Annotated in this window: 12 protein-coding genes; 5 read left to right on the plus strand and 7 right to left on the minus strand. The window is 71.7% G+C overall.

Annotation, left to right across the window (positions count from 1 at the left end; translation table 11 throughout):
* Window positions 1-25: 25 nt before the first annotated feature.
* The 7 genes from ACFYZJ_RS34250 to mtnA all read right to left on the minus strand — a co-directional run bounded on the left by ACFYZJ_RS34250 (window position 26) and on the right by mtnA (window position 8676).
* Window positions 26-772: a response regulator gene (locus tag ACFYZJ_RS34250; RefSeq protein WP_388574819.1), complete on the minus strand. Its 747-nt coding sequence runs from the start codon at window positions 770-772 to the stop codon at window positions 26-28.
* A 205-nt stretch (window positions 773-977) separates the two neighbouring features.
* Window positions 978-1670: a ribosome hibernation-promoting factor, HPF/YfiA family gene (gene hpf, locus ACFYZJ_RS34255; protein ID WP_388574822.1), complete on the minus strand. Its 693-nt coding sequence runs from the start codon at window positions 1668-1670 to the stop codon at window positions 978-980.
* A gap of 314 nt (window positions 1671-1984) precedes the next feature.
* A complete protein-coding gene (locus ACFYZJ_RS34260) occupies window positions 1985-2842 on the minus strand; it encodes a ComF family protein (RefSeq protein ID WP_388574824.1) in 858 nt (285 codons plus the stop codon).
* Window positions 2843-2959: 117 nt separating this feature from the next.
* Window positions 2960-4792 (minus strand): LpqB family beta-propeller domain-containing protein, encoded by a 1833-nt coding sequence (locus ACFYZJ_RS34265; protein ID WP_388574827.1) that lies wholly within the window; start codon window positions 4790-4792, stop codon window positions 2960-2962.
* Window positions 4782-6830 carry an MtrAB system histidine kinase MtrB gene (gene mtrB, locus ACFYZJ_RS34270; protein ID WP_388574830.1) on the minus strand — a complete coding sequence of 683 codons (2049 nt, stop codon included), beginning with the start codon at window positions 6828-6830 and terminating at the stop codon, window positions 4782-4784. Before mtrB ends, ACFYZJ_RS34265 begins: the two co-directional genes overlap by 11 nt.
* Before the next feature lie 2 nt (window positions 6831-6832).
* A complete protein-coding gene (mtrA, locus tag ACFYZJ_RS34275; protein ID WP_200417736.1) occupies window positions 6833-7522 on the minus strand; it encodes a two-component system response regulator MtrA in 690 nt (229 codons plus the stop codon).
* 8 nt (window positions 7523-7530) lie between these two features.
* Window positions 7531-8676, minus strand: coding sequence for an S-methyl-5-thioribose-1-phosphate isomerase (gene mtnA, locus ACFYZJ_RS34280; protein WP_388574832.1), 1146 nt, complete (start codon window positions 8674-8676; stop codon window positions 7531-7533).
* A gap of 137 nt (window positions 8677-8813) precedes the next feature.
* Between mtnA and ACFYZJ_RS34285 the strand changes: the two genes are divergently transcribed.
* From ACFYZJ_RS34285 to ACFYZJ_RS34305, 5 genes are read left to right on the plus strand one after another with little or no spacing between them, the layout of a single operon-like run.
* Entirely contained in the window at window positions 8814-10154 is a 1341-nt protein-coding gene (locus tag ACFYZJ_RS34285; protein WP_388574835.1) for a glycerophosphoryl diester phosphodiesterase membrane domain-containing protein, read from the plus strand.
* A gap of 4 nt (window positions 10155-10158) precedes the next feature.
* Complete coding sequence (locus tag ACFYZJ_RS34290) at window positions 10159-10875, plus strand: DUF4129 domain-containing protein (protein WP_388574837.1); 717 nt, start codon at window positions 10159-10161, stop codon at window positions 10873-10875.
* A complete protein-coding gene (locus ACFYZJ_RS34295) occupies window positions 10872-12062 on the plus strand; it encodes a DUF4350 domain-containing protein (protein ID WP_388574840.1) in 1191 nt (396 codons plus the stop codon). The genes ACFYZJ_RS34290 and ACFYZJ_RS34295 overlap by 4 nt, the downstream gene beginning before the upstream one ends.
* A complete protein-coding gene (locus ACFYZJ_RS34300; RefSeq protein WP_388574856.1) occupies window positions 12062-13051 on the plus strand; it encodes an AAA family ATPase in 990 nt (329 codons plus the stop codon). The genes ACFYZJ_RS34295 and ACFYZJ_RS34300 overlap by 1 nt, the downstream gene beginning before the upstream one ends.
* Window positions 13051-14361, plus strand: coding sequence for a DUF58 domain-containing protein (locus tag ACFYZJ_RS34305; RefSeq protein ID WP_388574842.1), 1311 nt, complete (start codon window positions 13051-13053; stop codon window positions 14359-14361). The genes ACFYZJ_RS34300 and ACFYZJ_RS34305 overlap by 1 nt, the downstream gene beginning before the upstream one ends.
* Window positions 14362-14537: the final 176 nt, after the last annotated feature.

The following is a 14537-nucleotide window of genomic DNA, read 5'->3' on the forward strand; positions in this document are numbered from 1 at the left end:
CCCGTCCCGCCGCGGGCCCGTCCCGCTAGCGGATCTCGAGGATCTTCTCCCGCATCGCGTAGACCACGGCCTCCATCCTGGAGTGCAGCTGCAGTTTCTCCAGGATGTTGCGCACATGGTTCTTCACGGTGTTCTCGGAGATGAACAGCTCCTTGGCGATGTCCCGGTTGTTCATTCCGGTGGCGACGAGCTTGAGGACCTCCAGCTCCCGGTCGGTGAGTCGCGGCGCGGGGACCAGGCGGCGCTCGTCGGTCTTCTGGATCATCGACTTGAACTCGGTGAGGAGCTTGGATGCCATGGAGGGGCTGATCTGCGACTGCCCGTCGGCGACCGCGCGAATGGCGGTGGCCACCTCGTCGGTGGAGATCTCCTTGAGGAGGTAACCCGTGGCGCCCGCCTTGATCGCTTCGTAGAGATCGGCCTCTTCGTCGCTGATCGTCAGCATGATGATCTTGGCGCTGGGCGCCACCTCCTTGATGGAGGTGCATGCCTCGATGCCGCCCCGCTTGGGCATCCGCACGTCCATCAGCACGATGTCGGGCAGCAGGTCGGCCGCCTTGTCGACCGCCTCCGCGCCGTCCCCGGCCTCACCGACGACCTGGATGTCCTCCTCGGCCGCCAGCACGATCTCCAGGCCGCGGCGGAAGAGGGCGTGGTCGTCCACGACGAGAACGCGGATCGGCTCGTTGTGTGCAGAGCCCGCCTCCGGGACCGTGCCGGCTACGCCGTCGTCGGCATCCTCGTCCTGCGTCGGTCCGAAGCTGTCCGCCATGTTCCTCCCCCTGAAGGCTGTGGCCTGTGGTGCTGTGCCATCGCCAACCCAAGGCAACGGCCCACCGGTTGAGCCGTTGCGGCCATGATTCCATGCCCGGGCGACAGTCAGGTGACAGAGCGCGGCGCGAAGTGGCGGCACACCGGTGCCCCTGGGGGCGCATCGGCTCACCAGGGGCACCGGGTTCAGCCATCACCCGGCGGGCTCAGCCGCCGAGCGTTCCGCCCGCGTCCGCCGACTGTGCCTCGGCCACCATCTGGTCGGTGCTGAGGTGGATGACGCCGTAGTCGTAGGCGTGCCGCCGGTAGACGACGCTGGGTTGCTTGGTCTCGGAGTCGACGAACAGATAGAAGTCGTGCCCGACCAACTCCATTTCGTAGAGCGCCTGGTCGAGCGACATCGGAGACGCGACGTGGGTCTTCTCGCGGACGACGAGGGGGCCTTCGCCCTTCACCTCGAGCGATCCGATCTTCTTGGTCGGCACGCCGTCCGATTCTTCTTCCGGTACGAGGCCGCCATTGCCGTTGAGCGTCGCGGCACCCGGGACGTGGTCGGGCACCTCGGCTGCCGTGAGCCTGCGGACCCCGCGGCGGGTGTGGCGCTTGTCGTGCTGCTTGCGCAGCCGGGCCTCGAGTTTCTCCGCCGCCAGGTCGAGTGCCGCGTACGGATCGCTTGCCGCTGCCTCCGCCCGGATCACCGGCCCTCGGGAGCGGAGGGTGATCTCCACTCGGTCACAGCGGTCGGCCTGTCGGGGGTTGGGCTCCTTGGACACCTCGACATCGAGGCTGATCACCTTGGCATCCAGCTTCTGGATCTTGTCCAGCTTCAGCTTCTCGGCCACGTGCTTCCGGAACCGCTCGGGCACCTCGGTCTTGCGGCCCTTGACGACGATGTCCACGCAGAACTCCGTTCCCGGATCGCTCCGCATTCCTGGCGGAGCATCTCCCTTGTGCACCAGGCTCCGGCGAGTACCGGAACCTCGGACTCGGTGACGTCCACCTCCTCCTCCCCCGGGGGCGAGCTCTCCACCCCACCGCTACGGGTGATTCAGAGAACCCGCAGCACGGCATTCGGACAAGGGAGGGACGACCTGCGCCTTTCCCTCTCAACCGAACATATCTCGCCCGGACGGATGTCGTCACCCTCTACTGCGGCGTACCTCCGTTCAGGTGAATTGACCTGCTCATTACCTGCAACGAGGAAAGTTCTCGGTCAGTTCCGGTTCATGTCGAAAGACTCCGGCGAAGCGGCGACCACAGCCGCGCCGAGCCCGTCTCGGAGGCCGTTCCCAGCGGCCGTCACGCACGGCCTCCGGGGCCGGTGCACCGGGGCCGTAGTCTCCATGGCTCTTCGTTCCCCCCTTGCTTCCCCTGCCACGCGCGCATACACCTCCGTCTCCCCACCGCCGGCGTCCGCGACTGCCACCCGTAGCGCGCGGGCCGCCTCCGCCAACGAAGCGCCCGTCGTCATCAGGTCGTCGACCAGGACGATCCGCCCGCCGACCAGCAGCCGGGCGCTGCCGGCGGCCACCTCCAGGGCGCCCGCGAGATTGCTCAGCCGCTGACGAGAACCGAGCCCCGCCTGGTCCGCGACGGCCCGCCGCTGCCGCAGCACGGACACCACCCTGGCCGGCGTCCCGACCCGGCGCAGCTGTCCAGCCGCCGCGAGCGCGATCCGCCGCGTCGGATCATGCCCTCGCGCCCGCACGGCCCGCCGCGCGGAGGGGACGGGCACGAGCAGCACGGGCACCGAACCGCCACCGACGCGGGAGGCCACCGAGCCGCAGCCGGCCAGCACCGCCCCCGCCAGAGCCGTCCCCAGCGGTCCCGCGAGGGTGAGCGCGCCCCGTTCCTTGTGGGACAGGAGCGTGGCACGGACCGAGCCCTCGTAGGGCGCCGCGGCGTGCACCGGGGGCAGGCCCGCCGGCTCCGGCACCGGCCGCACCCGGCGCGGCACGGTGCCGTGGAGGGCCGCACGGCACTCCGGGCAGAGCACCGTGCGCGGCCTGCCACAGCCTCCGCACTCGGCCGGCAGCACCAGGTCGGTGAGGTCCTGCCACCACCCCCGCATGGCGACCACTGTGCCAACGTCCGCAACGGCCTGCCACCCCTGTGGAAAACTCCCCTGTGGACAACCGGGCCACGCTCGTCGAACGCCGGCGGACGGTCCTGCGCGGGGCGGGCGGCGTCACCCGGGGTAGACCGGCGCCGTCCCCTCCTTGACCACCTTCTGCCACTGGGCTCCGGCCGACAGGCGCACGATGCCGTCCTCCGAGTACGCCACCAGCGGCAGCCGCTCGTCCTCGGACGCCGCTATCTGCTTCACGCCCGTGAGGGAGGCAGGCGGGTTGCCCGCCGGCGTCGAGCCGTCGACCTGCACGTACCGGATCTGCTGCACCCCTCCGGCCTCGCTGCCGACCACCACGAGCCGGCTGTCACCGGCCCACGACATGGCGGTGACCTCCTCCAGCTGCGGGGTCACCGAGTGCAGTTCCAGGATCGACACGGCAGGCTGTCCGCCCCTCCCGCTGTCGCGCTCGATGCGCCCGATCTGCAGGGACGTCTTGCCGTCCTTCTCCACGATCAGCGCGATCCGCACACCGTCGGCCGCCACCCGCACCGCGTCGACCCGCCCGTCGAGCCCCGGTGTGCGCACTTCCACCGGCGCGCCCGCGCCCTGCTGCAGCATCACCAGCCGCGGGTGCCTGGGGTCACGGTCGGCCACCCACAGGTCGCCGCCGCCGTCCCAGCTGGGAGTCGTCAGCCGGTCGTTCCTCGACGCGCCGCCGCTGGTCAGGACCGCGTTCCCCAACGGGGCGCCCGACGCCAGCGAGCCCACATACAGGGACTGGCCGTCCGCCGAGACACCGGCCGCGGTTTCCTCGTCCCGCGAGACGGCGGCCGCGCGCAGCGGCCTCGCGCCCTCGCCCAACGCGCCCGGCACCGGTTCCGGCAGCTTTGAGCCGCTGCCGCTGGGCAGGCGGACCAGCCGCTGCCTGCCGTCGATGAAGTACTCGTACTCGGGTCGCCGGCCCGTGCCGTGCGAGGCGATGGCCTCGGCCCGGTCCCCGTTCAACGAACACAGCTTCGTGCCGTTCGACCCCCGCAGCTCCACCTGGCTCACGCCCGTGGGCGTCAGGTCCTGCAGGGTGAACAGCAGCTGCGCCGCCATCCTGTCGCACTGCGTCGCCCCGACCCGGTCGGCCTTGTCGTTGAGCGGCACCGTCAGCTTGTTCTGGTCGTCGGGCGACAGGGAGGTGACGTCCTTCCGCAGTGCCGTACCCGAGGGGAAGCTCGAGGTCGCCACGGGGTCAAGCCAGCGTGTGGGGCCCTTCAGCAGCGCGCGGACCGTCGACGTCACCGGATCCACCTTGCTGCGCACGTACACCGGGTCGGCGACGGTGCTCAGCTGTCCGCCCTGCCCCGCCGGCACGTTCACGGCGTAGTAGTACTTGTTGACCGACACGTAGTTGCGCTGGAAGTCGGACTTGCCCATCACCACGCCCTGCGGCAACGCGTCGATGCGCCACTGACCGGTCTTCTTCACCAGCGTCAGGTGCACCGTCGCGCTGTACGTCCCCGAGTCGGGCGTGTACGCGTGCTGCTCGTCCACCGTCGCGAGCTTGGTGCCGGTCAGCGTGTACGCGTAGTCCTCGCCCGCCTCCCGGCTCCTGGTGCGATCGGGCACCGTGTTCGGCCCGTCGGAGAGCACCGTGGTGGACGCGTCGGGTTCCCACCCGCGTGACGCGGCGGCCGTCAGGTACTTGCGTGCCGTCTCGTATTGCGGGTCGTCGCTGGTCAGCGCCTCCAGGAAGCCCTGCACGATCTCCGTGGGCCCGGCGTTCTCCCGCGGCGGCATCGCGAAGACGCGGACCTGGGTGTCCTGCCGGGGCGTCGACTCGACCCCCCGCAGATCCCCGCTGTCCGGCATCGAGGCGCACCCGGCCAGCAGTACGGCACCACAGCCGGCGTACACCCCCCTGAGCAGCGCACGCCGCCGGCCGCCCCCCTCAGCGCCCACGAAACGCCTCCCCTTGCTCACGCTCGTCGGAGCCGCCGCCATCCCGCAGCGGCTCCTGTGTTCTGTCGTCCGACAGTCGCGCTCCCCCGGCGGGCCGGGGCACCACGCGCGCCCCGTTGCCGGGCATCGCGGTCGGGTCCGCGGTCGGCGTCACGGCCGGCCGCGCCGCGATCGGGTCACGTGCCGCCGCCTTCTCACCCGTCGACTGCGCCGGGACCGTGGCGCGCTTTCCGGAGCCTTGCTGCGGCAGTCCGGCGTCGCCGATCCCGCGATTGCGCCGTGAGTCCAGCGGCTCCAAGGGGATCGGAGAGCCCCGCAGCGGCTCGTCCGCCGTCCGCGGCAACGTCAGCCGGAACTGCGAACCGCCGCCCGGCTCACCCCACGCCTGCAGCCAGCCGCCGTGCAGCCGCGCGTCCTCCAGGGCGATGGACAGCCCCAGGCCCGTACCGCCGGTGGTACGCGCGCGTGCCGGGTCCGCCCGCCAGAAACGGCTGAACACCCGGGTCGCCTCTCCGGGCTTGAGCCCCACACCGTAGTCGCGCACCGCGATCGCGACCGCGCCGCCCGCCGCGGCCAGCTTGACGACGACGTCCTTGCCCTCGCCGTGCTCGACCGCGTTGACGACCAGGTTGCGCAGCACCCGCTCGACGCGCCGGGCGTCCGCCTCGGCCACGACCGGCTGCTGGTCGCCGACGACGCGGATCTGCGTGCCCTTGCGCTCGGCGAGCGGCTCGGCCCCGCTCACCACCCGGCGCACCACGTCCCGCAGATCGATCGGCTCGGCCTCCAGCGCCGCCGCACCCGCGTCGAACCGGCTGATCTCCAGCAGGTCCGCGAGGAGCGACTCGAACCGGTCCAGCTGGTCGGCGAGCAGCTCCGCCGACCGCGCGGTCACCGGGTCGAAGTCGACGCGCGCCTCATGGATGACGTCGGCCGCCATCCGCACGGTCGTCAGCGGAGTCCTCAGCTCGTGCGACACGTCCGACACGAACCGCCGCTGCATCCGCGACAGGTCCTCCAACTGCTGGATCTTCAGCTGCAGGTTCTGCGCCATCTTGTTGAAGGCCTCGCCGAGACGCGCGATGTCGTCCTCGCCCGTGACCTTCATCCGCTCCTGCAGACGGCCGGCGGACAGCCGTTCCGCGATGCCGGCGGCCATCCGTACGGGCGTGACGACCTGGCGCACCACGAGCCAGGCGATGGCGCCGAGAAGTACGACGACGAAGAGCCCCGCGGTGGCGAGTGTCCCCTTGACCAGGCTGAGGGACTTCTCCTCCTGGGTGAGCGGGAAGAGGTAGTACAGCTGGTACGGGTCGCCGTTCGGGTCGTTGATCTGCTTGCCGATGATCAGCGCGGGCTGCGGCGCCCGGCTGCTGTCGGTGTAGACGATGCGGGTGTAGCTCTGGGCCACCCCCATGCCGGCGTCGACGCGCTTGCGCAGGTCCTCCGGCACGCTCTGGCTCGGGTCCACCCCGCCCGACGCGCGCGGCCCGAGGCCGCGGTTGTCGTTGTCCGCTGCGGTGGTGCTGAGCGTGACCACGTCGAAGGCGCCCTGGCCACCGCTGGACAGGGACTCGACGAGGTCGCTCATCCACCCGCTGACGTTCTGCACCGGGTTGTTGCCCGTGCCGGAGTTGTCGTTGCCGTCACTGGCACTGGCCGCGTTGTCGGCCCGCTGCCCGGCGACGGTGAACCCACCGACGGCCTGGCTCTGCGACGCCTTCACCTTGGCGTCCAACAGGCCGTTGCGGACCTGTCCGATGACGACGAAACCCAGCAGCAGCACCACGCCCAGCGACATCAGCAGGGTCGTGACGACGATCCGCAACTGGATGTTGCGCCGCCACAGCCGCATCATCGGCAGCAGCGGGCGGCGCACCCAGCGCATGACGAGCCGGAGGACCGGGCTGCCGTGGACTCCGCCCTGCAGCAGCCCGCCCTCGAAGAACCGCTCCCACCCCGTCGTCCGCCGACCGACAGGCCGCCCCGCGTGGGCGCCGGGCCGGCCGGGCGCCGGAGCGGCACTGTCCTGGGTCATGCTCAGCTCGGCCCGGCCTTGTAGCCGACGCCACGGACGGTCACCACGATCTCCGGCTTCTCCGGGTCCTTCTCGACCTTCGAGCGCAGCCGCTGGACGTGCACGTTCACCAGGCGGGTGTCCGCCGCGTGACGGTAGCCCCACACCTGCTCCAGCAGGACCTCGCGGGTGAACACCTGCCACGGCTTGCGCGCGAGCGCCACCAGCAGGTCGAACTCCAACGGGGTGAGCGCGATCGACTGCCCGTCACGCTTCACCGAGTGACCGGCCACGTCGATGACGAGGTCACCGATGGCGAGCTGCTCCGGCGCCGGCTCCTCCGACCTGCGCAGCCGCGCCCGGATGCGCGCCACCAGCTCCTTCGGCTTGAACGGCTTGACGATGTAGTCGTCCGCGCCGGACTCGAGGCCCACCACCACGTCCACGGTGTCGCTCTTGGCGGTGAGCATCACAATCGGCACACCGGACTCCGCCCTGATCAGACGGCAGACCTCGATGCCGTCCCGGCCCGGCAGCATCAGGTCGAGCAGCACCAGGTCGGGCTTGGTCTCACGGAAGGCGGCCAGCGCCTTGTCACCGTCGGCTACGAAAGACGGCTCAAAACCTTCACCACGCAGCACGATGCCGAGCATCTCGGCCAGTGCGGTGTCGTCGTCGACGACAAGGACTCGTCCCTTCATGGACCACATCATCCCATTAACTAAATCGTTACCTGGCGTGACCTGTCACACAGCGCAGCGAGTGAATCGGCCGTCACAGGGGACGCGACGCCCTCCTCGGTGACGATCGCCGTCACCAGATCCGGAGGCGTCACGTCGAACGCCGGGTTGTACGCCTGGGTCCCGAGGGGTGCCACAGGTATCCCGCCTCCCGCTTCCGCTCCCGCCACCGGCACCTGAGGTGCGGTGAACTCCGTGACCTCGTGCCCGGGCCGCTGCTCCACCTCGATGGACGCCCCGTCCGGTGTCTCCGGATCCACCGTCGTCACCGGCGCCACCACGATGAACGGCACGTGGTGGTACCGGGCCAGCACAGCGAGCGGGTAGCTCCCCACCTTGTTCGCGACCGAGCCGTCGGCCGCGATCCGGTCCGCCCCGATGAGTACCGCGTCCACCTCGCCCGCGGCGAACAGCGAGCCCGCCGCGTTGTCCGTGAGCAAGGTGTACGCCATCCCGGTGCGGGCCGCCTCGTACGCCGTCAGTCGAGCACCCTGCAGCAACGGACGCGTCTCGTCCACCCACAGTTTGCGCAGCCGCCCCGCCCGGTGTGCCGCCAGCGCCACCGCGAATGCCGTGCCCTCCCCGCCGGACACCAGCGCGCCCGTGTTGCAGTGCGTGAGGAGCCGGTGCCCGCCGGCCGGGAGCAGCTCGTCCAGCAGCGCCAGACCGTGCCGCGCCATCCGCGCGCTGGCCTCGGCGTCCTCACGGTGCAGTGCCCGCGCCGCGGCGAGCGCCGCCTCGGCGGCCTGCCGCAGGTCACCGCCGTCGGCGAGCGCTGCCCGGTACGCGGCCCGGGCCCTGCGCACGCCGACGGCGAGGTTCACCGCGGTGGGCCGGGCGCCCGCGAGCGCGGCGGCGGCGTCGTCCACGTCGAAACCGCGCGCGGCGGCGAGCGCGACCCCGTACGCCCCGGCGATCCCGAGCAGCGGTGCCCCGCGCACGGCGAGCGTACGGATCGCGTCCACGAGCGCGGGCGCGTCCGTGCACACGAGCTCGACCTCCTCGGCCGGCAGCCTTCTCTGGTCGAGAAGGGCCAGTACGGGGCCTTCGGGCGGCTCGTCCCAGCGGATCGCCGGTATCGCAGCCGCCTCGTCTTCCTCGCCGGATCGCGCGTACTGATCAGCCATGCGGTCAGTCTGCCCCGTACCGCGCCGACTATTGAAGGCGTGCGCGCACCACCGCTGGTTCCTTGGTGGGCGCAGCGTGGCACGATGGCTGCCAACCTGCCGCCGCGACCGCGGACGGGCACCGTGAAGGAGCGACGATGAACGACACTCCGGGCTGGGCCTCGCCCGGATCTGCCCCCTCCGACGGGCAGCAGCCGGGCGCCTCCGGCGCGCAGACCCCGGAGCAACCCTCGGACCGGAGCGGTACCGATCAGCCGCAGCCGTCGGGCAAGTGGTCCCAGGAGCAGCCGCCACCCGGGCAGTGGACCGCTCCTCAGCCTCCTCAGGGCCCCGGCCAGGCCCCGCCACCGCCTCCGCCCGGCCCGGGCTGGGGTGCCCGTCCTCCCGCCGCTCCCGGCGGCCACGGAGGGGCTGGCGGCTGGGGCGCTCCCCAGCCGGGCTTCGGCGGCCACGGAAGCTGGGGCGGTGCCTGGGGTCCGCCGCCCGCGGCCAAGCCCGGTGTCATCCCGCTGCGCCCGCTCGGCGTCGGCGAGATCCTCGACGGCGCGGTCTCCACCATGCGCACCTACTGGCGCACGGTCCTCGGCATCTCGCTGACCGTCGCGGTCGTCACGGAGACCGTCGTCATCCTGCTGCAGGGCCTGGTCCTGAACGACACCACCGACGCGGACACCCTCAAGAACCCCAGCGCCTCCCTGAGCGAGGTGAGCCGCGCCCTGGGCGACACGCTGCTGGGCTCCGCGGCGGTCCTGGTGTTCGTGCTGCTCGGCACCATCGTCGCCACGGCCCTGCTCACGGCCGTCACCAGCAGGGCGGTGCTCGGCAGGCCGGTCACCGCCGGCGAGGCCTGGCGTGACGCCCGCCCGCAACTCGCGCGGCTCGGCGGGCTCACGATCCTGCTTCCGCTCATGGCCATGGCGATCGTCGCCGCGGGCACGCTGCCCGGCATCCTCATCGCCTGGTCCGGGTCCACCGCGGCGGGCGTGTCGCTCGCCGTCCTCGGCGGCCTCGGCGCCGGCGTGGTCGCTCTGTGGATCATGATCCGTTTCTCCCTCGCCTCGCCCGCGCTGATGCTGGAGAAGCAGGGGATCGGCAAGGCGATGAGCCGCTCCGCGAAGCTGGTGCGCGGCTCGTGGTGGCGGGTGTTCGGCATCCAGTTGCTCGCGCAGATCATCGCGAGCATCATGGCGTCGATCGTCGTGCTCCCCTTCACGTTCCTCGCCGGGGTGTTCAGCGGCGACGGTCTCGGCAGCCTCTTCGGCGGCTCCACCGGCAGCCCCGGTTGGACGTTCCTCATCGTCAGCGGGATCGGCTCGGTGATCGGACGCATGATCACGTTCCCGATCACGGCGGGCGTCATCGTGCTGCTCTACATCGATCAGCGCATCCGCCGAGAGGCCCTCGACCTCGAACTGGCTCGCGCCGCCGGCCTGCAGGGCTACGGCTCCGACGTCCCCGGCACCACCGCGGGGGGCTGACGGGGTGAGACTGACGGGGGGAGCGCTGAGAGCCGCAACGGTGCTGTTGCGCTCGGGCGACGGGCCACCGGTGACGATCCCGCGCGACCCCGCGCGGGAGGCGGCCCGGCGTGAGCTGTCCAAACGGATGTACCACGAGAACGACCCGGGCCTGCTGCAGCGCGCCCTGAACGCCTTCTGGGACTGGCTCGACCGGCTCTTCGGCGAGGCCGCCACCGCTACGCCCGGCGGCTCGGTCGGCCTCCTCGTCATCGTGGTGGCGGTCCTGGCGCTCGTCGCGGCCCTGTGGTGGCGCCTGGGCACGCCCCGCCGCCCGCCCACCTCGTCCGCGACTCTCTTCGACGACCGCCCCCGCACCGCCGCCGAACACCGCGCGGCCGCCGAGGCGCACGCCGCCCAGGGGCACTGGAACCAGGCCGTCCAGGAACGCATGCGCGCCGTCGTCCGCTCCCTGGAGGAACGCGCCCTCCTCGACACCCGGCCCGGCCGCACCGCCGACGAGGCGGCCTCCGAGGCCGGCCGCACCCTCCCCGACCACGCGGACCGGTTGCGGGCCGCCGCCCGGGACTTCGACGACGTGACATACGGCGGCCGGGCCGCCGGCGAAGCCATGTACCGCCGGCTCGCCGCCCTCGACGACGACCTGCAGCGCGCCAAGCCCCAGCTCGCCGGCAAGGCACCCGGCGCGGCCCACGACACCCGCCAGGGAGCCACCGGATGACCGCCGACGCCACGGTCGCGTCCACGTCGGCCTCGCCCACCGCCCGGCAGATGTGGACCCGGGCACGCGGTGTCCTGCTCGCCGTCGTACTGCTGCTGATCGGTGCCGTCGTGATCGCCTTGATCCGATCCGGCGACCGGCACGGCCGCCTCGACCCCCGCTCCGCCGACCCCTCCGGCAGCCACGCCGTCGCCCGGCTCCTCGCCGACCGGGGCGTGTCCACGCGCGTGGTCACCACCCTTGAGCAGGCGCGGACCGCTGTCGGCACAGACACCACGCTTCTGGTCGCCGCGCCCGAGCAGTTGACGCACCATCAACAGCGCCTGCTGCACCAGGCGACGCAGAAATCCGGCGGCCGGACGATCCTCGTCGCTCCTGAGACGTCCACCGACACGCTCGCTCCCGGCGTCTCGGCCGACCCCGCCATCAGCTTCGAGTCGACACTGGCGCCCGTCTGCGAGCTGTCCGAGGCCCGGCGAGCGGGCACCGCCGACACGGGAGGGGTCCGCTACCGTACGAGCGACGCCCGCGCCGACCGCTGCTACCCCAGCGACGGCCTGCCCACCGTCGTCCGTGTCCCGGCCGCATCCGGGGCCGGCGACACCGTCGTCCTCGGCGCGCCCGACATCCTCTACAACAACCGTCTCGACGAGCGGGGCAACGCCTCGCTCGCCCTGCAACTGCTCGGTTCCCGCACCCATTTGGTCTGGTACCTCCCCTCGCTCTCCGACACCTCGGCCACCGACTCGGGCGGCCGGAGTTTCCTCGACCTGCTTCCCTCGGGCTGGCTGTGGGGCACGCTCCAGCTCTTCATCGCCGCAGCGCTGGCCGCCCTGTGGCGAGCACGGCGATTCGGCCCGCTCGTCCCCGAAAAACTCCCCGTCGCGATCCGCGCCTCCGAAACCGTCGAAGGCCGCGCCCGCCTCTACCGCAAAGCCGACGCCCGCGACCGTGCGGCCGCCGCTCTGCGCTTCACCACCCGCACCCGTCTCGCCCCCCTCGTAGGCATCCCCCTCGCCCAGGCACACACGCCCGAGGCCCTGCTCCCCGCGCTGTCCGCCCACCTGCACGGCGACGGACAGTCCCTGCACCCGCTCCTCTTCGGCCCGCCGCCCGGCGACGACGCGGCCCTGATCGCCCTCGCCGACCAACTCGACGCCCTCGAAAGAGAGGTACGCCGTCCATGATGGACCCGACCACTGACAACGCCGGGATCGCCGGGGATCCGGGCGCAGCCCGCGCCTCCCTGGAGTCCCTGCGCGCTGAGATCGCCAAGGCCGTGGTCGGCCAGGACCCCGCCGTCACCGGCCTCGTCGTCGCCCTCCTGTGCCGTGGACACGTCCTGCTGGAAGGGGTCCCCGGCGTCGCCAAGACACTGCTGGTCCGCGCGCTCGCAGCGGCCCTCGAACTCGACACCAAGCGCGTCCAGTTCACGCCGGACCTGATGCCCAGCGACGTCACGGGCTCTCTCGTCTACGACGCCCGCACAGCGGAGTTCTCCTTCCAGCCCGGCCCGGTCTTCACCAACCTCCTCCTCGCGGACGAGATCAACCGCACCCCGCCCAAGACCCAGTCGTCCCTCCTCGAAGCCATGGAGGAGCGCCAGGTCACGGTCGACGGCAGTCCGCGCCCGCTCCCCGAGCCGTTCCTGGTCGCCGCGACGCAGAACCCGGTCGAGTACGAGGGGACGTACCCCCTCCCCGAAGCCCAACTGGACCGGTTCCTGCTCAAACTGACGATCCCTCTGCCGTCCCGCCAGGACGAGATCGACGTCCTCACCCGCCACGCCGCGGGCTTCGACCCGCGTGACCTGCACACCGCCGGCGTACGCCCCGTCGCGAGCGCCGCGGACCTCGAGGCCGCACGCGCCGCCGTCGCCAAGACGACCGTGTCCCCCGAAATCACCGCCTACGTCGTGGACGTCTGCCGGGCCACCCGCGAATCTCCGTCCCTCGCGCTCGGCGTGTCACCACGCGGTGCCACGGCCCTGCTCGCCACCTCCCGAGCCTGGGCCTGGCTGACGGGCCGTGACTACGTCATCCCCGACGATGTGAAGGCACTCGCCCTCCCGACACTCCGTCACCGGGTCCAGCTCCGCCCTGAGGCGGAGATGGAGGGAGTGACCGCCGACTCGGTCATCAACGCGATCCTCGCCCACGTCCCCGTCCCCCGCTGATGGCATTCACCGGACGCGCCGCGCTCCTCGCGGCACTCGGCACCCTCCCGGTCGGCATCTGGGACCCCAGCTGGACCGGCATCCTCGCCGTCAACGGCTCCCTCGCGCTGGCGTGCGCATGCGACTTCGCACTGGCCGCACCCGTACGCCGACTTGGCCTGACCCGTTCCGGCGACACATCCGTACGCCTGGGCGAAACGGCCGACGTGACCCTCACGGTCACCAACCCATCGGGCCGACCGCTGCGCGCCCGCGTACGCGACGCCTGGCCGCCCAGCAGTTGGCGGCCCGGAACCGAAGTGGCCGCGTCACGCCACCGTCTGACGGTCCCTCCAGGCGAACGCCGACGTGTGACGACCCGTCTGACCCCGACGCGCCGAGGCGACCGCCAAGCCGACCGCGTCACGATCCGTTCCTACGGACCGCTCGGTCTCTTCTCCCGCCAAGGCACTCACAAAGTCCCCTGGACGGTTCGGGTTCTGCCTCCGTTCACCAGCCGCAAGCACCTTCCCGCCAAACTGGCCCGGCTGCGCGAACTCGACGGCCGCACCAGCGTGCTGACGCGCGGCGAGGGCACGGAGTTCGACAGCCTGCGCGAGTACGTCCCCGGGGACGACACCCGTTCCATCGACTGGCGAGCCACGGCACGGCAGACCTCGGTCGCGGTACGCACCTGGCGACCCGAACGCGACCGTCACATCCTCCTGGTCCTGGACACCGGCCGTACCTCCGCCGGCCGCGTCGGCGACGCACCGCGCCTGGACGCCTCCATGGACGCCGCGCTGCTGCTGGGCGCGCTGGCGACCCGCGCGGGAGACCGCGTGGGCCTGCTCGCCTACGACCGCCGGGTACGCGCCCTGGTCCAGGGACGCGCCGCCGGCGATGTCCTGCCATCGCTGGTCAACGCGATGTCGACGTTGGAGCCGGAACTGGTGGAGACGGACGCACGCGGTCTTACGGCCATGGCACTGCGTACAGCGCCCCGGCGCTCGTTGATCGTCCTGTTGACCACGCTGGACACGGCTCCCATCGAGGAGGGGCTCCTGCCGGTGCTGCCCCAGCTCACTCCGCGCCATACCGTGTTGCTGGCGTCTGTGGCCGATCCGCGCATCGCCCGCATGGCGACGGCGCGGGGCAGCACGGACGCGGTGTACGAGGCCGCAGCGGCGGCCCAGGCACATTCGGAACGGACACGCATGGCCGAGCGGCTGCGGCGTCACGGGGTGACGATTGTGGACGCGACGCCGGAGGATCTGGCGCCGGCGTTGGCGGACGCGTATTTGGCGTTGAAGGCGGCGGGGCGGCTCTGAATCCAGGGAGCGTGAGGTCCGCCGCCACACGAAGCCTCGCCCTTGCCCTTGCCCTTTGGTCTTTTTGCCCTTTGGGCGTCTAACGCAGAAAACCCCCGTGCCGAAAAGCACGGGGGTTTCCTCAAGAATTGTTCGGCGGTGTCCTACTCTCCCACAGGGTCCCCCCTGCAGTACCA

The sequence above is a fragment of the Streptomyces sp. NPDC001848 genome (assembly GCF_042891915.1).
Classification (GTDB): Bacteria; Actinomycetota; Actinomycetes; order Streptomycetales; family Streptomycetaceae; genus Streptomyces.

Bases quoted from the DNA above. Each gene is read 5' to 3' on its own strand.
- mtnA (WP_388574832.1), bottom strand. From the start codon at position 8,676: ATGGCTGATCAGTACGCGCGATCCGGCGAGGAAGACGAGGCGGCTGCG.
- ACFYZJ_RS34300 (WP_388574856.1), top strand. From the start codon at position 12,062: ATGGACCCGACCACTGACAACGCCGGGATCGCCGGGGATCCGGGCGCA.
- ACFYZJ_RS34285 (WP_388574835.1), top strand. From the start codon at position 8,814: ATGAACGACACTCCGGGCTGGGCCTCGCCCGGATCTGCCCCCTCCGAC.
- ACFYZJ_RS34250 (WP_388574819.1), bottom strand. From the start codon at position 772: ATGGCGGACAGCTTCGGACCGACGCAGGACGAGGATGCCGACGACGGC.
- ACFYZJ_RS34260 (WP_388574824.1), bottom strand. From the start codon at position 2,842: ATGCGGGGGTGGTGGCAGGACCTCACCGACCTGGTGCTGCCGGCCGAG.
- ACFYZJ_RS34305 (WP_388574842.1), top strand. From the start codon at position 13,051: ATGGCATTCACCGGACGCGCCGCGCTCCTCGCGGCACTCGGCACCCTC.
- mtrB (WP_388574830.1), bottom strand. From the start codon at position 6,830: ATGACCCAGGACAGTGCCGCTCCGGCGCCCGGCCGGCCCGGCGCCCAC.
- ACFYZJ_RS34295 (WP_388574840.1), top strand. From the start codon at position 10,872: ATGACCGCCGACGCCACGGTCGCGTCCACGTCGGCCTCGCCCACCGCC.
- mtrA (WP_200417736.1), bottom strand. From the start codon at position 7,522: ATGATGTGGTCCATGAAGGGACGAGTCCTTGTCGTCGACGACGACACC.